The 20,729-nt window shown below is 54.5% G+C and carries 15 protein-coding genes; 8 read left to right on the top strand and 7 right to left on the bottom strand.

Annotated features, from left to right (window positions below; translation table 11 throughout):
• Positions 1-3 precede the first annotated feature (3 nt).
• A complete protein-coding gene (gene ampE / locus GUC22_RS22385) occupies positions 4-858 on the top strand; it encodes a beta-lactamase regulator AmpE (RefSeq protein ID WP_024360320.1) in 855 nt (284 codons plus the stop codon).
• Between the two features lie 31 nt (positions 859-889).
• Here the strand turns inward: ampE and GUC22_RS22380 are convergent, their stop codons facing one another.
• From GUC22_RS22380 to aroP, 3 genes are all read right to left on the bottom strand, one after another.
• Complete coding sequence (locus GUC22_RS22380; protein ID WP_024360321.1) at positions 890-1,840, bottom strand: family 43 glycosylhydrolase; 951 nt, start codon at positions 1,838-1,840, stop codon at positions 890-892.
• Positions 1,840-3,246 (bottom strand): glycoside-pentoside-hexuronide (GPH):cation symporter, encoded by a 1,407-nt coding sequence (locus GUC22_RS22375; RefSeq protein WP_004872145.1) that lies wholly within the window; start codon positions 3,244-3,246, stop codon positions 1,840-1,842. Before GUC22_RS22375 ends, GUC22_RS22380 begins: the two co-directional genes overlap by 1 nt.
• Positions 3,247-3,422: 176 nt before the next feature.
• Positions 3,423-4,793: an aromatic amino acid transporter AroP gene (aroP, locus tag GUC22_RS22370; RefSeq protein WP_098067371.1), complete on the bottom strand. Its 1,371-nt coding sequence runs from the start codon at positions 4,791-4,793 to the stop codon at positions 3,423-3,425.
• A gap of 652 nt (positions 4,794-5,445) precedes the next feature.
• On the opposite strand from aroP, the gene pdhR reads away from it, so the two are divergent.
• From pdhR to GUC22_RS22345, 5 genes are all read left to right on the top strand, one after another.
• Positions 5,446-6,225 carry a pyruvate dehydrogenase complex transcriptional repressor PdhR gene (gene pdhR, locus GUC22_RS22365; RefSeq protein WP_004098632.1) on the top strand — a complete coding sequence of 260 codons (780 nt, stop codon included), beginning with the start codon at positions 5,446-5,448 and terminating at the stop codon, positions 6,223-6,225.
• Positions 6,226-6,344: 119 nt separating this feature from the next.
• Complete coding sequence (aceE, locus tag GUC22_RS22360; protein WP_049090141.1) at positions 6,345-9,008, top strand: pyruvate dehydrogenase (acetyl-transferring), homodimeric type; 2,664 nt, start codon at positions 6,345-6,347, stop codon at positions 9,006-9,008.
• Positions 9,009-9,022: 14 nt separating this feature from the next.
• Positions 9,023-10,912 carry a pyruvate dehydrogenase complex dihydrolipoyllysine-residue acetyltransferase gene (aceF, locus tag GUC22_RS22355; RefSeq protein WP_004872140.1) on the top strand — a complete coding sequence of 630 codons (1,890 nt, stop codon included), beginning with the start codon at positions 9,023-9,025 and terminating at the stop codon, positions 10,910-10,912.
• 207 nt (positions 10,913-11,119) lie between these two features.
• A complete protein-coding gene (lpdA, locus tag GUC22_RS22350) occupies positions 11,120-12,544 on the top strand; it encodes a dihydrolipoyl dehydrogenase (protein WP_004098637.1) in 1,425 nt (474 codons plus the stop codon).
• A 162-nt stretch (positions 12,545-12,706) separates the two neighbouring features.
• Entirely contained in the window at positions 12,707-12,991 is a 285-nt protein-coding gene (locus GUC22_RS22345; protein WP_004872139.1) for a hypothetical protein, read from the top strand.
• Positions 12,992-13,041: 50 nt separating this feature from the next.
• On the opposite strand, the gene GUC22_RS22340 is transcribed toward GUC22_RS22345, so the two are convergent.
• Positions 13,042-13,836: a DUF2950 family protein gene (locus GUC22_RS22340; protein WP_098363127.1), complete on the bottom strand. Its 795-nt coding sequence runs from the start codon at positions 13,834-13,836 to the stop codon at positions 13,042-13,044.
• Positions 13,837-13,846: 10 nt separating this feature from the next.
• Positions 13,847-15,433, bottom strand: a complete 1,587-nt coding sequence (locus GUC22_RS22335) for a DUF3300 domain-containing protein (RefSeq protein ID WP_116944010.1) — start codon at positions 15,431-15,433, stop codon at positions 13,847-13,849.
• A 355-nt stretch (positions 15,434-15,788) separates the two neighbouring features.
• On the opposite strand from GUC22_RS22335, the gene acnB reads away from it, so the two are divergent.
• Positions 15,789-18,386, top strand: coding sequence for a bifunctional aconitate hydratase 2/2-methylisocitrate dehydratase (acnB, locus tag GUC22_RS22330; RefSeq protein ID WP_024360326.1), 2,598 nt, complete (start codon positions 15,789-15,791; stop codon positions 18,384-18,386).
• Positions 18,387-18,561: 175 nt separating this feature from the next.
• The gene (gene yacL / locus GUC22_RS22325) at positions 18,562-18,924 is read left to right on the top strand and encodes a protein YacL (RefSeq protein WP_004129024.1); all 363 of its coding nucleotides are present in this window, start codon (positions 18,562-18,564) and stop codon (positions 18,922-18,924) included.
• 31 nt (positions 18,925-18,955) lie between these two features.
• Here yacL and speD read toward each other — a convergent pair whose 3' ends face one another.
• Entirely contained in the window at positions 18,956-19,750 is a 795-nt protein-coding gene (gene speD / locus GUC22_RS22320; RefSeq protein ID WP_004872133.1) for an adenosylmethionine decarboxylase, read from the bottom strand.
• Positions 19,751-19,764: 14 nt separating this feature from the next.
• Positions 19,765-20,628 carry a polyamine aminopropyltransferase gene (speE, locus tag GUC22_RS22315; RefSeq protein WP_004872131.1) on the bottom strand — a complete coding sequence of 288 codons (864 nt, stop codon included), beginning with the start codon at positions 20,626-20,628 and terminating at the stop codon, positions 19,765-19,767.
• Positions 20,629-20,729 lie beyond the last annotated feature (101 nt).

Raw genomic sequence — 20,729 nt, 5'->3', positions numbered from 1 at the left:
GCCATGACGTTGTTCACTACGCTGTTAGTCCTCATTGCCGAGCGCTTGTTTAAGCTGGGCGAGCACTGGCAGCTCGATCATCGGCTGGAAGTGCTGTTTCGCCGGATAAAGCATTATTCCCTGCTGACAACCGTACTGATGACGGTCGCGGCGGCGGCAGTGGTGTTTATTATTCAGCGCCTGCTGCAGGGGCAGCTGTTTAACGTTCCGCTGCTGGTGTTCTGGATCCTGCTGGGCCTGCTGTGCATCGGCGCAGGTAAAGTCCGTTTGCACTATCACGCCTACCTGAAGGCCGCGGCGCGCGATGATAGCCGCGCCTGCGACGCCATGGCCAGTGAACTTACCCTGATCCACGGCGTACCGCCCGGCTGCGACCAGCGTGAGTATCTGAGCGAGCTGCAAAATGCGCTGCTGTGGATTAACTACCGCTATTATCTTGCTCCGCTGTTCTGGTTTGTGGTCGGCGGGCCGTGGGGGCCGTTAACCCTGATCGCCTACTGTACGCTGCGGGCCTGGCAAACGTGGCTGGCGCGTTATCAGACGCCGCGCCATCGCTTACAGTCGGGTATCGACGGTATTCTGCACGTGGTCGATTGGGTTCCGGTACGCCTGGTCGGCGTGGTGTACGCTTTGGTTGGACACGGGGAAAAAGCCTTACCGGCGTGGTTTGCCTCGCTGGGCGACCGCCACTCTTCTCAGTACCAGGTATTGACGCGTCTGGCGCAGTATTCGCTGGCGCGTGAGCCGCACGTGGATAAAGTGGCCACGCCGAAGGCGGCGGTCTCCATGGCGAAGAAAACATCGCTGGTGGTGGTGGTGATTATGGCGCTGCTGACCATTTACGGTACGCTGATTTAAGCGCCTGCCCGTTGGCGGGCAGGCATGACTCTTAATACGTGTCTGCTGCCGGGATGCCAAAATCAGGCATCCCGTTTTCTTGCCAGCGAATAAGCTTCAGGCGCGTATGACGATTTGGATCGTACAGCGGGTCGCCTTCGATTTCGGTGTAGTTACGCGCGTGGTACACCAGCACATCTTCTCCCTCCGGCGTCTGCGTAAAACTATTGTGTCCGGGCCCATACTGACGATTCTCATAACTGGTGCGGAATACCGGCTGCGGCGCTTTATGCCAGTTTTCCGGCCGGAGCGGGTCGGCGCTAACGTCTATCCACAGTAAGCCCATGCAGTAGTTTTCGTCGGTGGCGCTGGCGGAATAGCTAACGAACAGCTTGTCGCCGTGGAACAGTACCGCCGGGCCTTCGTTCACCAGGAAACCGCGGCACTCCCAGTCGAACTCGGGTTGACTCAGCATGACCGGCTGACCTTTTAGCGTCCACGGATTTTCCAGTTCAGCCAGATAGAGGTTGGTATTGCCTTTAATTTCAGGATCTTTTTGCGCCCACAGATACCACTGCTTACCCTGATGGCGGAAAGTCGTGGCATCCAGCGCAAAGGTATCAAGCGGCGTTTTAATCTGCCCTTTTTCCTGCCATTTACCGGTTAATGGGTCGCTGTCCGCGCATTCCAGGGCGAACATGCGGTGCTGGAACATCCCCAGCGCATCCAGATCGTGCGTGTGGGTTGCCGCAAAGTAGATGTACCATTTTCCGTCAATCTCATGCAGCTCCGGCGCCCATATGAGCTGGCTCATCGGGCCGCTGTCCGGTTTACGCCAGACGACCACCGGCTGCGCGTCGCGTAAACCTTCAAGGGTGGCTGAGCGACGGATTTCCAGACGGTCGTACTCCGGCACCGAGGCAATAAAGTAGTAGCTATCCTGATGGCGCAGAATATACGGGTCCGCGCGTTGTTCAATAAATGGATTCGGCCAGTTTTTCATTACGCTTTCCTTACATGTTCGCCGGTTTTCAGTTCCTGATAGTCATTGAGCTCGCTATAGTTGACCCGGCGTTTCTCGAGGTCAGACTGAATTTGCCTCATAAATTCGCGGTTAACCTTCAGCATACGCACCACTCCCGCGGTAATGAGATAGCCGACGCCGGGGATAACGCTGAATAGCAGTACGATACCGTTAATCGCGGATGCGCTTTGCTGTTTCGCGCCAGCATCGTAACCGTACCAGGAGAGCAGGAAGCCAACCATCGCGCCGGCGATAGCCAGACCGACCTTCAGGAAGAACAGGTTGCCGGAGAAGCTGATACCGGTGATGCGTTTGCCGGTCTTCCATTCGCCGTAGTCGTCAACGTCGGCCATCAGCGACCAGTGCAGCGGTGAGGGGATCTGATGCAGGATATTCAGCAGGAAGTAGAGCGCCATAATCATCATGGTGGCGTGCGGGTCGAAGAAATAGAACGCGCAGGAGAAAACGGCCAGGACGATATTGGTCCAGAAAAACACCTGCAGTTTACACCAGCGGTCGGTCAGAACTTTCGCCAGCATACTACCGATCATCATCCCGACCACGCCAAGGCTGATAAACAGCGTGGCGAAGTGGGTGCTTTGCTGCATAACCCAGGTGACGTAGTACATGGTGGCGGCCATGCGAATAAAGCCCGGACAGACGTTGCACAGCGTTAACAGCAGGATGCGAACCCACTGGTCGTTTTTCCAGACGTCTTTCAGATCTTTTTTCAGCTCGTCGTTGGTCTGGACTGCGGGTTTTACGCGCTCACGAACGGTGGCAAAGCAGAACAGGAACATGCACATACCGATAAACGCCAGCACGGTCATCGCCATCTGGTAGCCTTTGGCTTTATCCTCACCGCCGAACCAGTCCGCCATCGGCAGCAGCGTCAGGGATAGCAGAAGAGTGGCAATACCGACCATCACGAAGCGATAGGACTGGCAGGCCACGCGTTCCTGCGGGTCATTCGTAATCACGCTACCCAGTGAGCAGTAGGGGATGTTAATCGCGGTATAGGTTAGCGAGAGCAGGAAGTAGGTGACGAAAGCATAGATAACCTTGCTATTGTACGTCCACTCCGGCGTGGTAAACATCAGGACGCTGAACAGCGCGTACGGGAAGGCAATCCACAGCAGCCATGGACGAAAACGGCCATATTTGCTGCGGGTACGGTCGGCCATCGCCCCCATAATCGGATCGGTAACCGCATCAATAACGCGTACAGAGAGCAGTAATACACCCACCAGCGCAGGTGCGAGGCCAAAAATATCCGTATAAAAATAGTTAACAAACAGCATGATGGCACCGAAGATGATATTGCATCCGGCATCACCCATCCCGTAGCCTATTTTCTCTTTAACTGAAAGCTTATTGCCATTCATCGCGGCGATCTCCCCGTTGCGGTATGGAGAGAATTATTAGTCGGGTAATAAATAAATGCGTTGTAGGAAAGGGTTAACGATATGGATAAATCGGTTATCAGGGGGAAAGTGTGAAGCAGATAACAATGCGCTGTGCCCGCCTGCGGCGGGCGGGCACAGATTCAGGAGATGTATGATTATGCTTTAATGGTGCTGGCCGTTTTCTGCTTAAACAGGTAGCCGACGCCGAGAACGGCAATCCATACCGGAATAAGGTAAACGGAGATCGCCATGCCAGGGGTCATCAGCATGATCACCAGTACTCCCGCCATGAACAGCAGGCAAATCCAGTTGCCCAGCGGATACAGCAGCGCCGGGAAGCGGGTCACCACGCCCTGCTGCTGCTTAGCGCGACGGAATTTGATATGCGCGAGGCTGATCATCGCCCAGTTGATCACCAGGGCAGAAACTACCAGCGCCATCAGCAGACCAAACGCCGATTCCGGCGCGAAGTAGTTAATCAGGACGCACAGCGCGGTCACCAGCGCGGAGACCAGAATAGTGTTGACCGGCACGCCGCGTTTATCGACGCTCATCAGCGCTTTTGGCGCGTTACCCTGCTGGGCCAGGCCGAACAGCATACGGCTGTTGCAGTAAACGCAGCTGTTATACACCGAAAGCGCCGCGGTCAGGACCACGATATTCAGGGCGTTAGCGACAAAGGTATCGCCCAGCTCATGGAAAATCAGGACGAACGGACTGGTATCGGCGGTCACGCGGCTCCATGGCAGCAGCGAAAGCAGAACGGCCAGCGAGCCCACATAGAAAATCAGAATACGGTAGATAACCTGGTTAGTGGCTTTTGGAATGCTTTGTTCCGGGTTATCCGCTTCTGCGGCGGTAATACCCACCAGCTCCAGACCGCCGAACGAGAACATAATAATCGCCATCATCATCACCAGCCCGGTGAAGCCGTGCGGCAGGAATCCGCCTTGCTCCCACAGGTTGCGTACGGTGGCCTGCGGGCCGCCGTTGCCGCTAAACAGCAGCCAGCCGCCGAACAGGATCATCGCCACGACGGCGACAACTTTAATGATAGCGAACCAGAACTCCATTTCGCCAAACACTTTGACGTTAGTCAGGTTGATCGCGTTGATGGCGATAAAGAAAATGGCCGCAGAAACCCAGGTAGGAATTTCCGGCCACCAGAACTGAACGTATTTCCCGACCGCGGTCAGCTCGGCCATCGCGACCAGCACGTAAAGAACCCAGTAGTTCCAGCCGGAAGCGAAGCCCGCAAAGCCGCCCCAGTATTTGTAGGCAAAATGACTAAATGAACCGGCCACCGGTTCTTCAACGACCATCTCGCCCAACTGACGCATAATCAGGAAGGCAATAAAACCGGCAATTGCGTAGCCCAGAATAATACCGGGACCTGCATTTTGGATGACGGATGCGCTACCGAGAAACAAGCCGGTACCGATAGCGCCTCCCAGCGCAATAAGCTGAATATGGCGGTTTTTAAGGCCGCGCTTTAGCCGATCGCCATGCTGTTGACCTTCCATCATGAAACCTCGTGTGTGGTTATGGTTATTATGTTTGTCCGCGTCATCCTTCAGGTGACTTCTTCGCTGTCCATCCCTGCCTGATAGCATAGTCAGTGAAATTTCAGCGGGCCTGAGCTCCGTTTTGCCCCGAGTGATGCAACGCGCATATTGTTGTGTTTGTGTAATTATCAAATTCCGATGATGTATTTATTTCTTTACGCAAGGCGGAGAGGGAATTCATGAAAAGGCCTTTCGTATCATGGAGAATAGTGATAAGCGCCGCTGAATGCACCTGCTTTATGAAGGGATGATGACGAAGCGAGCAAAAAGAAACCATTTGTAAATCACATCTCAATATTCCGCTCCTACCTCTTCTTTGCCATTTATCCGATTTTATTGAATTTATATTCATTACTTGGTGAGTTGAATCGGTTCAGATAGCGTAATTTTTCGTTTCGATTAAGTTAACGCTACCTCTTTGTGAGTAAACACAACATTTGTGCAAAGTTACATTTATGAAATGTTATTTCTGTAAGGTTGTTAAAACGTGCCAGGTTTAATGATTTCAATCAAAACCTGTATGGACAGAAGGTGAATACTTTGTTACTTTAGCGATACGAACTATGAATTGGTAAGACCAATTGACTCCGGGCTAATGGCAGAGACAGGGAATATGGCCTACAGCAAGATCCGCCAACCAAAACTATCCGATGTGATAGAGCAGCAGCTGGAGTTTTTAATCCTTGAGGGGACGTTGCGCCCCGGTGAAAAACTCCCGCCAGAACGTGAACTGGCAAAACAGTTCGACGTTTCCCGTCCCTCGCTCCGTGAGGCTATTCAACGCCTCGAAGCTAAGGGCTTGTTGCTTCGTCGCCAGGGGGGCGGAACGTTTGTACAAAGCCGCCTGTGGCAGAGCTTCAGCGACCCGCTGGTAGAGCTACTGTCCGACCACCCTGAATCCCAATTCGATCTGCTGGAAACCCGTCACGCGCTTGAAGGCATTGCGGCTTATTACGCAGCGCTGCGCAGCAACGATGAAGACCGCGAACGTATTCGCGAGCTGCATCAGGCCATTGAGCGGGCTCAGCAGTCCGGCGATCTTGACGCCGAATCCGATGCCGTCGTCCAGTATCAAATTGCCGTCACCGAAGCGGCGCACAATGTGGTGCTGCTCCATCTACTACGCTGTATGGAGCCGATGCTGGCCCAGAACGTTCGCCAGAATTTTGAATTGTTGTACGCCCGTCGGGAGATGCTCCCGCAGGTCAGCAATCATCGTACTCGCATTTTTGAGGCGATAATCGCCGGGGAACCGGAGCAGGCGCGTGAAGCGTCGCATCGTCACCTGGCGTTCATTGAGGAAATTTTGCTGGATCGTAGCCGTGAGCAGAGCCGTCGTGAACGCTCGCTGCGTCGTTTACAGCAACGAAAAGATGAGAACTCCGGTTCTTAAGCGCCATTTTTAGAGCGCGGCAACTAAACGCAGAACCTGTCTTATTGCATTCTCTGGCGAGAATTCAATGGGACAGGTTCCAGATTAATCAACGATTAGATAGATAAGGAATACCCCCCATGTCAGAACGTTTACCCAATGACGTGGATCCGATCGAAACTCGCGACTGGCTACAGGCGATCGAATCGGTCATCCGTGAAGAAGGTGTTGAGCGCGCTCAGTATCTTATTGACCAACTCCTTTCTGAAGCCCGCAAAGGCGGGGTGAAAGTGGCTGCTGGCGCATCGACCGGCGGTTACGTAAACACTATTGCCGTTGAAGATGAACCGGAATACCCGGGGAATCTGGATCTGGAACGTCGTATCCGTTCTGCGATCCGCTGGAACGCCATCATGACCGTTCTGCGCGCATCGAAAAAGGATCTCGAACTGGGCGGCCACATGGCTTCCTTCCAGTCTTCCGCAACCTTCTACGAAGTGTGCTTTAACCACTTCTTCCGCGCACGCAACGAGCAGGACGGCGGCGATCTGGTTTACTTCCAGGGCCACATCTCTCCGGGCGTCTACGCGCGTGCCTTCCTGGAAGGTCGTCTGACTGAAGAGCAGATGAACAACTTCCGTCAGGAAGTTCACGGTAAAGGTCTGTCCTCTTATCCGCACCCGAAACTGATGCCGGAATTCTGGCAGTTCCCGACCGTTTCTATGGGCCTGGGCCCTATCGGCGCGATTTATCAGGCTAAGTTCCTGAAATATCTGGAACACCGTGGTCTGAAAGATACTTCCAAACAAACCGTTTACGCCTTCCTGGGCGACGGTGAGATGGACGAACCGGAATCCAAAGGCGCGATCACCATCGCGACCCGTGAGAAACTGGACAACCTGGTCTTCGTTATCAACTGTAACCTGCAGCGTCTTGACGGCCCGGTTACCGGTAATGGCAAGATCATTAACGAACTGGAAGGCATCTTTGGCGGTGCTGGCTGGAACGTTATCAAGGTTATCTGGGGCGGACGCTGGGACGAACTGCTGCGTAAAGACACCAGCGGTAAACTGATCCAGCTGATGGAAGAGACCGTTGACGGTGACTACCAGACCTTCAAATCCAAAGATGGCGCCTACGTGCGTGAGCACTTCTTCGGTAAATATCCGGAAACCGCAGCGCTGGTTGCCGACTGGACTGACGAGCAGATCTGGGCCCTCAACCGCGGCGGCCACGATCCGAAGAAAGTCTATGCTGCACTGAAAAAAGCGCAGGAAACCAAAGGCAAAGCTACCGTTATCCTCGCCCATACCATTAAAGGTTACGGCATGGGTGACACCGCTGAAGGTAAAAACATCGCCCACCAGGTTAAGAAAATGAACATGGACGGCGTTCGCTACGTCCGCGATCGTTTCAACGTGCCGGTTGCCGATGCGGATATCGAAAAACTGCCGTACGTGACCTTCCCGGAAGGTTCCGAAGAGCACACCTATCTGCACGCCCAGCGTCAGAAACTGCACGGCTATCTGCCGAGCCGTCAGCCGAACTTCGATGAGAAGCTGGAGCTGCCGACTCTGGAAGATTTCGGGCCACTGCTGGAAGAGCAGAATAAAGAGATCTCTACCACTATCGCGTTCGTTCGTGCTCTGAACGTGATGCTGAAGAACAAATCCATCAAAGACCGCCTCGTGCCGATCATCGCCGATGAAGCGCGTACCTTTGGTATGGAAGGTCTGTTCCGTCAGATCGGTATCTACAGCCCGAACGGCCAGCAGTACACCCCGCAGGACCGTGAGCAGGTTGCATACTACAAAGAAGACGAGAAAGGCCAGATTCTGCAGGAAGGTATCAACGAACTGGGTGCAGGCGCGTCCTGGTTGGCTGCTGCGACCTCCTACAGCACCAACAACCTGCCGATGATCCCGTTCTACATCTACTACTCCATGTTCGGGTTCCAGCGTATCGGCGACCTGTGCTGGCAGGCCGGCGACCAGCAGGCTCGCGGCTTCCTGATCGGTGGTACTTCCGGTCGTACGACGCTGAACGGCGAAGGTCTGCAGCACGAAGATGGCCATAGCCATATTCAGTCTCTGACCATCCCGAACTGTATCTCTTACGATCCGTCTTACGCGTACGAAGTTGCGGTCATCATGCACGATGGTCTGGAGCGTATGTACGGTGAGAAACAAGAGAACGTTTACTACTACATCACCACGCTGAACGAAAACTACCACATGCCGGCCATGCCGGAAGGCGCCGAGGAAGGTATCCGTAAAGGTATCTACAAACTCGAAACCGTTGAAGGTAGCAAAGGTAAAGTTCAACTGCTGGGCTCCGGTTCTATCCTGCGTCACGTTCGTGAAGCCGCGCAGATCCTGGCTAACGACTACGGCGTAGGTTCTGACGTTTATAGCGTCACCTCCTTCACCGAACTGGCGCGCGATGGCCAGGATTGTGAACGCTGGAACATGCTGCACCCGCTGGAAACGCCGCGCGTTCCGTATATTGCTCAGGTGATGAACGACGCTCCGGCAGTCGCATCGACTGACTATATGAAACTGTTCGCTGAGCAGGTTCGTACTTACGTACCGGCCGATGATTACCGCGTACTGGGTACCGACGGCTTCGGTCGCTCTGACAGCCGTGAAAACCTGCGTCACCACTTCGAAGTTGACGCTTCCTACGTAGTGGTAGCAGCGCTGGGCGAACTGGCTAAACGTGGCGAAATCGATAAGAAAGTGGTTGCGGAAGCCATCACTAAATTCAACATCGATGCAGATAAAGTTAACCCGCGTCTGGCGTAAGAGGTAAAAGAATAATGGCTATCGAAATCAAAGTACCGGACATCGGGGCTGATGAAGTTGAAATCACCGAGATTCTGGTCAAAGTGGGCGACAAAGTTGAAGCTGAACAGTCGCTGATCACCGTAGAAGGCGACAAAGCCTCTATGGAAGTTCCGTCTCCGCAGGCTGGCGTCGTTAAAGAGATCAAAGTCTCCGTCGGCGACAAAACCGAGACCGGTAAACTGATCATGATTTTCGATTCCGCCGATGGTGCAGCAGCCGCTGCACCTGCGCAGGAAGAGAAGAAAGAAGCCGCTCCGGCCGCCGCAGCACCGGCAGCCGCCAGCGCGAAAGAAGTTCATGTACCGGATATCGGCGGTGATGAAGTTGAAGTCACGGAAATCATGGTCAAAGTGGGCGACACCATCGCCGCTGAACAATCCCTGATTACCGTAGAAGGCGACAAAGCTTCTATGGAAGTACCGGCGCCGTTCGCGGGCACCGTGAAAGAGATCAAAATCAACACCGGCGACAAAGTGTCCACGGGTTCCCTGATCATGATCTTCGAAGTGGCGGGCGCAGCGCCTGCCGCAGCTCCGGCAAAAGCGGAAGCCGCTCCGGCTGCTGCTGCACCGGCAGCTTCGGGTTCTAAAGAAGTTCACGTTCCGGATATCGGCGGTGATGAAGTTGAAGTGACCGAAGTGATGGTGAAAGTGGGCGATAAAATTGCCGCTGAACAGTCACTGATCACTGTTGAAGGCGACAAAGCTTCCATGGAAGTGCCGGCGCCGTTCGCGGGTACCGTGAAAGAGATCAAAATCAGCACCGGCGACAAAGTTTCCACCGGTTCTCTGATCATGGTCTTCGAAGTGGAAGGCGCAGCGCCTGCCGCGGCTCCGGCCGCAGCCGCTCCGGCTCCTGCTGCAGCACCGGCTCAGGCGGCTAAACCTGCCGCAGCGCCTGCTGCAAAAGCGGAAGGCAAATCTGAGTTTGCTGAAAACGACGCTTACGTTCACGCAACGCCGCTGATTCGTCGTCTGGCGCGCGAATTCGGCGTCAACCTGGCGAAAGTGAAAGGTTCCGGTCGTAAAGGCCGTATCCTGCGCGAAGACGTTCAGGCCTACGTGAAAGAAGCGGTTAAACGCGCTGAAGCCGCGCCTGCTGCTACCGGCGGCGGTATCCCGGGCATGCTGCCGTGGCCGAAAGTGGACTTCAGCAAGTTTGGTGAAGTGGAAGAAGTTGAACTGGGCCGCATCCAGAAGATCTCTGGCGCTAACCTGAGCCGTAACTGGGTGATGATCCCGCACGTTACGCACTTCGACAAAACCGATATCACCGATCTGGAAGCGTTCCGTAAACAGCAGAACGCCGAAGCTGAGAAGCGTAAGCTGGACGTGAAATTCACTCCGGTTGTTTTCATCATGAAAGCCGTTGCCGCGGCGCTTGAGCAGATGCCGCGCTTCAACAGCTCCCTGTCTGAAGATGCTCAGCGTCTGACGCTGAAGAAATACATCAACATCGGTGTGGCGGTTGATACCCCGAATGGTCTGGTTGTTCCGGTCTTTAAAGACGTGAACAAGAAGAGCATTACCGAGCTGTCTCGTGAACTGACCGTGATTTCTAAGAAAGCGCGTGATGGTAAGCTGACCGCTGGCGAAATGCAGGGTGGTTGCTTCACTATCTCCAGCATCGGCGGCCTGGGTACCACCCACTTCGCGCCGATTGTGAACGCGCCGGAAGTGGCTATCCTCGGCGTGTCTAAATCCGCGATGGAGCCGGTATGGAATGGTAAAGAGTTCGTGCCGCGTCTGATGATGCCGATCTCTCTGTCCTTCGACCACCGCGTGATCGACGGTGCTGATGGTGCGCGCTTTATCACCATCATCAACAATATGCTGAGCGACATTCGCCGCCTGGTGATGTAAGCGAAAAGCCGGCCTGACGGCCGGCTTTTTTCTGGTAATCTCTTATCCGTTTTGAAGTTACCAGCAATAAAGGACAAAATCGTTTGCCGTTTGTTGTTTCAAAATTGTTAACAATTTTGTAAAATGCTTGCGGATAGAACGTCCCGGTGGACATGGGCGTAAAAACAATAGCGTCAGACCCGCCGGATACAAATTACAGAGGTCATGATGAGTACTGAAATCAAAACTCAGGTCGTGGTACTTGGGGCAGGCCCCGCAGGTTATTCTGCTGCCTTCCGTTGCGCTGATTTAGGTCTGGAAACCGTCATCGTAGAACGTTACAGCACCCTCGGCGGTGTTTGCCTGAACGTCGGCTGTATCCCTTCTAAAGCACTGCTGCACGTTGCTAAAGTTATCGAAGAAGCGAAAGCGCTGGCCGAACACGGCATCGTTTTCGGTGAGCCGAAAACCGACATTGACAAGATTCGCACCTGGAAAGAAAAAGTCATCACTCAGCTGACCGGCGGTCTGGCTGGCATGGCCAAAGGGCGTAAAGTGAAGGTGGTTAACGGTCTGGGTAAATTTACCGGCGCTAACACCCTGGAAGTGGAAGGCGAAAACGGCAAAACCGTGATCAACTTCGACAACGCTATCATCGCGGCGGGTTCCCGTCCGATCGAACTGCCGTTCATTCCGCATGAAGATCCGCGCGTATGGGACTCCACTGATGCGCTGGAGCTGAAAACCGTACCAAAACGCCTGCTGGTTATGGGCGGCGGTATCATCGGTCTGGAAATGGGTACCGTATACCATGCGCTGGGTTCAGAGATTGACGTGGTTGAAATGTTCGACCAGGTGATCCCGGCAGCAGATAAAGACGTGGTGAAAGTCTTCACCAAGCGCATCAGTAAGAAATTTAACCTGATGCTGGAAACCAAAGTGACCGCCGTTGAAGCGAAAGAAGACGGTATCTACGTTTCCATGGAAGGCAAAAAAGCCCCGGCTGAAGCGCAGCGCTATGACGCCGTGCTGGTGGCTATCGGTCGCGTGCCGAACGGTAAAAACCTCGATGCCGGTAAAGCAGGCGTTGAAGTTGACGAGCGTGGCTTTATCCGCGTTGACAAACAGCTGCGTACCAACGTGCCGCATATCTTCGCTATCGGCGATATCGTCGGTCAGCCGATGCTGGCGCACAAAGGCGTTCACGAAGGCCACGTTGCTGCCGAAGTTATCGCCGGCATGAAGCACTACTTCGACCCGAAAGTGATTCCGTCCATCGCCTATACCGAGCCGGAAGTTGCATGGGTTGGCCTGACGGAGAAAGAAGCGAAAGAGAAAGGCATCAGCTACGAAACCGCCACCTTCCCGTGGGCTGCTTCTGGCCGTGCTATCGCTTCCGACTGCGCTGACGGTATGACCAAACTGATTTTCGACAAAGAATCTCATCGCGTTATCGGCGGAGCGATTGTCGGCACCAACGGCGGCGAGCTGCTGGGTGAAATCGGTCTGGCGATCGAAATGGGCTGTGACGCTGAAGATATCGCGCTGACCATCCACGCTCACCCAACTCTGCACGAGTCCGTTGGCCTGGCGGCAGAAGTCTTCGAAGGTAGCATCACCGACCTGCCGAACGCGAAAGCGAAGAAAAAGTAAGTTTTTCTTTCAGGCAAAATCAAAAAGCGGCTCAGTGAGCCGCTTTTTTTATCGGTGATGTTTAGAACTGTGTCGCCGTTAATAAAATTGCATACCTTATTAATTCCTGAAAAATAGTAACTATGTAAACTTATAGACAGTTAACTATATGTGAGGTATGCGATGAAAAGACTTTTAACCACCACTCTCCTGGCTGCAACGTTGGTTTCTGGTATGGCCTGCGCGGCGGATGCCGCGATTCCCTGGGCTGATAACAGCGGCGGTACCGAAAGCACCCATATTGCCGCTATGGGCCAGGATTTGAATATACAGCATCAGCAAATAACGAAGACCAGCGAAGGCGTATGGGCGGCGAACTCCGGTAGCATCAGCGCTGATGAAGCGGCGTTGACCAGCACTAAACCGGCTTTTGCCGGCTACCCGTCTCTGATGCCTCATCAGGGCTAAGCCAACGTAGTGATACTGCCCGGCAGCGCCATATCGCGCCGGGCATTTTACTATTGATGGATGGCCTGCCAGCCGGAGTCAGGCGAAAACTGAGAAATCGCCCGCGCCTTGATCTGCGTTTCATCACCTAAATTAGCCTGATAAACCTCATCATTCTGGTTAACCATAAAGCTCATGATGCCGGTCTTTCCCCATTCCACCGGCCATGCCAGCAGGGCGGCGCCCTGATTGTCGCTGTCTTTAATTATGCGGAAACGATAGCCGTGATAGCCCTCGCCGGGTTCTACGGGACTAAACGCCGGTCCTAACGGGCTGGGGGCTTCGCCGGGAGCGGCTGGCCAGTAGAGGCCATCTTTCTTGCCATCGCTGCTGATAATCTTCTGCGCCCAGGCGTGGTTTAATCGATAGAAATCCTGCTGGGCATCAACGTAAGCATGCATTGCCTGAATGGCTGACAGCTCATTGCGGCCAATCGCGCGAGTCAGGATCTCATCTTCAGCAGCGGCCATATCAAAACGCCAGCCGCTCTTATCCTGAATTATGGGGATCGGTAGCCGCCACGCTTCCTGACCTACCTCCAGCCAGGCGCTATCCTGTTGCTGAACGATACGATGGCTCACTTTCCAGTCACGCTGAAAGCGATCGACGGCGTCAGGGGCAATGCCATCCGGCGGTAAAAACTGCTGCCAGCTATCGCCGAGCAGCCCGTTGAGCGCCGATTCATCATGCTTGCCGATCGCCTCGGCCAGCGCGCTGGCGGCCTGTTGCGGAGAGGAAAACTGCTGTTGAGCCAACGATATGGCGGGCGCCAGGGCCAGCAGAGTCATTGTTAATAATTTTTTCATCTGATTATCCTCAGCGGCGGCGCAGTTCATGATGTTCAGAAAGCTGTTCTCTGGCCGCGCTGCGCTGCTCGCTGCTTAAACCCGAGATATGACGGCTCTGCAGGCCGCGCGCCTGCTGCGACTGCCAGGAAGGAGAGCGGATATCGTTACCGCTCAGGGCATTGGCGTGCAGGTCATTCAGCTTCTGTTGACGTTGTGCGGGCGTTGTGGTCCGCAGCTGTTCGCGGCGCTGTTGCTGCTGCGCCGTTGGATGCTGAATTTGCGATTTTACCGCTTCCCGATGCTGCTGTTGTACGGCGTTATGTTTAACCGCCGGCGTGGCGTCATAGCCGCGGTAGTTATTGCGCTGGGTCACCTGATGCAGCTGCTGCGATGCGAGCTGACGCTGGGCATCGCGGGACGGCGCGCGAGCAAGCGAGTTATCCGCGGCAGCCGCAGGCCCGGTACGCTGCTGTAGCTGAGTCATGGCTGCCTGACGCTGCGCGTTACGATCGACGGGTTGATGTTGGGTAGCGCTAAGCCCGCCGGGAACATTGGTCTGATGGTAATGCTGCGCGATGTTGTTGTTCGGGTATGGAATATTGCCGCGCCAGGCTGGATTATGCTGCCAGTTAGCGTGATTATCCGGCAAATTCTGCCCGGTAATATGGTTGAAATTATTGACGTTGATATTGATATTATCGCCGTTGTGCGGGTAGCCGCCGTGATGATCATCATCGTGGTGGTGATCGTCATCGTCATGATGGCGATCGTCATCATCCCAGTCGATGCTGCTGAACAGGGCGTAGGTGGTGGCGACGCCGAGGCTATAGCCAAAACCTTTGACGAAGCTATCGGTGAACTGTTCACCCGGAGGCGGCGGCAGGTAGACCGGCGGGTAGGCCGTGTTAGGCCAGGCGCCGTAAACTACAGAAGGGTTATAGGCCGGCACGTACACCACGTTCGGATCGGCGGATTCGATTTTAATCACCTGGGCGGGAGGGGAGGATGTCACGGCGCTGCTGCTGCGGGAGGTGCTGGTTGTCGACGTTGCCGCAGCGTTTGTGGCGGTGATGACTTTCTGCTGCGGCGTAGATTTTAGCGTTCCGGTCTGCTGGGCGATGGCGCGTAAGCGCTGCACCGAATCCATGACGTCCTGCGGCTGGGCGAGAAATGCGTTACCCAGGTTTTCTATCCACGGCGGGTTTTCTCCCATTAACGCGAGCAGGGAAGGGAAGGCGACCAGCGATTTTACGCTGGGATCCCAGGGCTGGCTTGCCACCGCTTGTACCGCCGCATCCCCCTTCATTGCGGGATTATCCTGCGACCACTGCACCGCCTGAACGACGTTACTCGGATAGGTCGCAGCCATCAGCACCTGGGACAGGAGATTGTCCGGATAGAGCGCGATCGGCGCGACCCACTGGTCTATCTGCGCGGGGGTATAGGTTGCGGTAACCGGCTGAGCGGCGGCGGTGGTCTGCGCCGTCTGCGCAACGGCGGGTGGCTCGGGGGCCGTTTGCGGTTCCCGGCTTTTAACGTAGAGCGTACCCGCGGCGGCTAATAGTCCGGCACTGCAAAGCAGCGCGAGCAGATGGGGTTTGAAAGGCAGCGTCATAAGGACTCCCGGCACAAAGATTGGCCCGTTTTGACAGAGTATTGTCGTCAAGCGGGGGATTGCCTGAGTATAAAGATCGCGAATTTGCGTTTTTGATTTTAGTTGGGTTTTTGGACAATGATGTGTAACAGAATTAATTTTATATACCGCTAAACTGACAGAAAACCTGCAATATTCTGCCCTTAACGATTCAGCTAATTTTTAATGTTGCTTTTTTGTAAACAGATTAACACCCCGCCAAAATCCTGCTATGCTGCCGACGCGGTATCGGGCATTTACCCTACAAACTGCTGTCTCACAGGAGCGTGAAGAGAATCGCCTACCGCATTTTACAATGAGAGCGAGGAGAACCGTCGTGCTAGAAGAATACCGTAAGCACGTAGCTGAGCGTGCCGCCGAGGGGATTGTACCGAAACCCTTAGATGCAACCCAAATGGCCGCGCTGGTAGAACTGCTGAAAAACCCGCCAGCGGGTGAAGAAGAATTCCTGTTAGACCTGTTAATTAACCGCGTACCGCCGGGCGTCGACGAAGCCGCCTATGTTAAAGCCGGATTCCTTGCCGCGATCGCCAAAGGCGATGCAACTTCTCCACTGGTTACCCGTGAAAAAGCTGTCGAACTGCTGGGCACCATGCAGGGCGGTTACAACATTCATCCCCTGATTGACGCGCTGGACGACGCAAAACTGGCGCCGATTGCCGCGAAAGCGCTGTCCCACACCCTGCTGATGTTCGACAACTTCTACGATGTTGAAGAGAAAGCCAAAGCGGGCAATGAATATGCCAAACAGGTGATGCAATCCTGGGCTGACGCTGAGTGGTTCCTGAGCCGTCCTCAGCTGGCTGACAAAATCACCGTGACCGTTTTTAAAGTCACCGGCGAAACCAACACCGATGACCTGTCTCCGGCTCCTGATGCCTGGTCCCGCCCGGACATTCCGCTGCACGCGCTGGCAATGCTGAAAAACGCCCGTGAAGGCATCGACCCGGATCAGCCAGGCGCCGTCGGCCCGATTAAGCAGATTGAAGCACTGCAGCAAAAAGGTTTCCCGCTGGCGTACGTCGGCGATGTCGTGGGTACCGGTTCATCGCGTAAATCCGCCACCAACTCGGTGCTGTGGTTTATGGGCGACGATATTCCGAACGTGCCGAACAAACGCGGCGGCGGTCTGGTTCTCGGCGGCAAAATTGCGCCTATCTTCTTTAATACTATGGAAGATGCCGGCGCGCTGCCGATTGAGGTGGACGTAAACAACCTGAACATGGGCGACGTGATTGACGTTTATCCGTTCAAAGGTGAAGTACGTAACCACGAAACCGGCGAACTGCTGGCGACCTTCGAGCTGAAAACCGACGTGCTGATCGACGAAGTACGCGCAGGCGGCCGTATCCCGCTAATCATCGGTCGTGGCCTGACCACCAAAGCGCGTGAAGCGCTTGGCCTGCCGCACAGCGAGGTATTCCGTCAGGCGAAAGACGTGGCGGAAAGCAGCCGCGGCTACTCTCTGGCGCAGAAAATGGTTGGCCGCGCCTGCGGCGTAGCCGGGGTTCGTCCGGGCGCTTACTGCGAACCGAAGATGACCTCCGTAGGCTCTCAGGACACCACCGGTCCGATGACCCGTGACGAGCTGAAAGACCTGGCGTGCCTGGGCTTCTCTTCCGACCTGGTGATGCAGTCCTTCTGCCATACCGCCGCTTATCCTAAGCCGGTTGACGTCACCACGCACCACACGCTGCCGGACTTTATTATGAACCGCGGCGGCGTATCACTGCGTCCTGGCGATGGCGTTATCCACTCCTGGCTGAACCGTATGCTGCTGCCGGATACCGTCGGTACCGGCGGTGATTCGCATACCCGTTTCCCGATTGGTATCTCTTTCCCGGCAGGTTCTGGCCTGGTGGCGTTTGCCGCCGCGACCGGCGTGATGCCGCTGGATATGCCGGAATCGGTGCTGGTGCGCTTTAAAGGCAAAATGCAGCCGGGCATTACCCTGCGCGATCTGGTGCACGCCATCCCGCTGTATGCGATCAAACAGGGCCTGCTGACCGTTGAGAAGAAAGGTAAGAAAAACATCTTCTCCGGCCGCATTCTGGAGATCGAAGGTCTGCCGGATCTGAAAGTTGAACAGGCGTTTGAATTGACCGATGCCTCCGCAGAGCGCTCGGCTGCAGGCTGCACGATCAAGCTGAACAAAGAGCCGATCGTTGAGTATCTGACCTCCAACATCGTCCTGCTGAAGTGGATGATCGCGGAAGGCTACGGCGACCGCCGTACGCTGGAACGTCGCGTTCAGGGCATGGAAAAATGGCTGGCGGAACCTGAACTGCTGGAAGGGGATGCGGATGCAGAATATGCGGCGGTGATCGATATCGATCTGGCCGATATCAAAGAGCCAATCCTCTGCGCGCCGAACGATCCGGACGACGCGCGTCTGCTGTCCGACGTGCAGGGTGAGAAGATCGATGAAGTGTTTATCGGTTCCTGCATGACCAACATCGGCCACTTCCGCGCGGCTGGTAAGCTGCTGGACAACCACAAAGGTCAACTGCCGACCCGTTTGTGGGTAGCGCCGCCAACCCGTATGGATGCCGCGCAGCTGACTGAAGAGGGTTACTACAGCGTGTTTGGTAAGAGCGGCGCGCGTATTGAAATCCCTGGCTGCTCCCTGTGCATGGGTAACCAGGCGCGCGTTGCTGACGGTGCGACGGTGGTTTCTACTTCAACCCGTAACTTCCCGAACCGTTTAGGTACCGGCGCTAACGTCTTCCTGGCCTCTGCGGAGCTGGCGGCAGTCGCCGCGCTTATCGGTAAGCTGCCGACGCCGGAAGAGTACCAGACCTACGTGGCTCAGGTGGATAAAACCGCGGCGGATACCTACCGCTATCTGAACTTCGACCAGCTGGGTCAGTACACTGAGAAGGCTGACGGGGTTATTTTCCAGACCGCGGTGTAATGCGCTAGGTCAGAGCGGTACATAATCCCCTCAATGCCCGGTGAACTTTGCGTCACCGGGCATTTTTATTTCCAATCCCTCCGTCCGCGACGCTTTTTTTCTCCCTTACTGCTGCGATAATGACGCTATGGGTACAGTGCAGCGGTGACGCACTGCCCTTGCAGAGGAAAAGACTATGGATTACGAATTTCTGCGCGATATTACCGGAGTGGTAAAGGTGCGAATGTCGATGGATCATGAGGCTATCGGCCACTGGTTCAACGAAGAGGTCAAAGATAACCTTACCCTGCTTGATGAAGTCGAGCAGGCCGCGCGCACCGTCAAAGGCAGCGAACGTTCCTGGCAGCGTGCCGGTCATGAATACACATTATGGCTGGATGGTGAAGAAGTGATGATCCGCGCCAATCAGCTGGATTTTTCCGGCGATGAGATAGAAGAGGGGATGAGCTACTACGACGAAGAAAGCCTCTCGCTGTGCGGTATTGAAGATTTTTTACAGGTCGTTGCCGCCTATCGTGAGTTTATGCAGCAGCGCTAAGTCTGGCGGAGCCTCCGTGCTCCGCCGGGCGTTACACCGCCGGTATATTTCTTGCGTAGTAAATTTCACGCATCTCTTTCCACAGCTGGTCAGTGATGACCCGGCGCTCTTCTTCGGTTAAATCTTCCGGCCTGGTGTGAAACATATAGTGCTTAAGGTCGAATTCCTTAAGCAGCATCTTGGTATGGAAGATATTCTCCTGGTAAACGTTCACGTCCACCATGTCATACAAAGACTTAATATCCTCGGACATGAAGTTCTGAATGGAGTTAATTTCATGATCGATGAAGTGCTTCATGCCGTTCACATCGCGGGTAAAACCGCGAACGCGATAGTCAATGGTGACAATATCGGATTCTAGCTGGTGAATCAGATAATTCAGGGCCTTCAGCGGTGAAATGACCCCGCAGGTTGAGACTTCAATATCGGCACGGAAGGTGCACAGCCCGCCTTCAGGATGGCTTTCCGGGTAGGTATGAACGCAGATATGGCTTTTATCGAGATGCGCCACAACGGTTTCCGGTAGCGGGCCCGGATGTTCGGTCTGATCGATAAGCTGCGGATCGATAGGCTCTTCGCTGACCAGGATCGTCACGCTGGCGCCCTGAGGCTCATAATCCTGACGCGCAATGTTAAGAATATTTGCGCCGATAATTGAACAGGTCTCGGACAAAATTTCTGTCAGGCGGTTGGCGTTGTAGAGTTCGTCAATATAGGCGATGTAGCCATCGCGCTCCTCTGCCGTTTTCGCGTAGCAGATATCATAGATGCAAAAACTCAGGCTTTTGGTCAGATTGTTAAAGCCGTGCAGCTTCAATTTTTTCAATTTAGATCACCCCCTTACTTAACGGTGGATAGCGCATTCAGTAAATATTGCGGTAAAGCAAATGCCGCCGCGTGAATTGCCGGATTGTAATAACGGCACTTCAGGTTCGATTTATGAAAGCGGGCCTGGATGATTTCGCTGGAAAGGTGGCGCAGGGCTTCGTTGTCCGTGGCCCATGCGAAGGTCATAATGCCGCCGTAATAGGTTGGAATCGCCGCCTGATAGAAGCTCACATCGCTAAAGTAATGACTGAGCTTGCGATGGCTATCGACGGCTTCATCCTGCTGCAGGAAGCTGACGCCGTTCTGAGCGACGAAAATCCCGCCAGGATTGAGGCAGCGTTTGCAGCCTTCATAAAATGCGGAAGTGAACAGGCTCTCGCCGGGACCGATAGGATCGGTGCAATCGGAGATAATGACGTCAAACGTTTGCGCCGTTTGGTTAACAAAATTGACGCCATCGTCAATGACCAGCGTAAAACGCGGATCGTCGTACGCGCCAGCGTTATGATTAGGCAGATACTGACGACAGAACGACACCACGCCAGCGTCAATTTCTACCATAGTGATGCTTTCGACATTGCCGTGGCGAGAGACTTCGCGCAGCATGGCGCCATCGCCGCCGCCGATAATTAACACATGTTTCGCCTGACCGTGGGCCATTAGCGGAACATGGGTCATCATTTCATGGTAGATGAACTCATCACGCTCGGTGGTTTGTACCACCCCGTCCAGCGCCATCACGCGACCAAACGCCGCGTTTTCGAAAATGATTAAATCCTGATGCTCGGTTTTCTCATGATACAGAACGTTATCAACGCTGAAATACTGACCAAAATGGTCGTGCAGCGTTTCATGCCACAGATTGCTATCGGCCACGGGCAGATCCTCCTTTGTTAACATCTGTTACACCCATTAAAATGAGCGCAACATCATAGCCAACTATAGAAGATGATGCACGGCGGATATTTCAGCAAATG

The sequence above is a fragment of the Klebsiella sp. MPUS7 genome, assembly GCF_009905335.1.
GTDB lineage: Bacteria > Pseudomonadota > Gammaproteobacteria > Enterobacterales > Enterobacteriaceae > Klebsiella > Klebsiella grimontii.
Note: the sequence above shows the minus strand (reverse complement) of the source record. Positions and strands in the feature narration are given on the sequence as shown.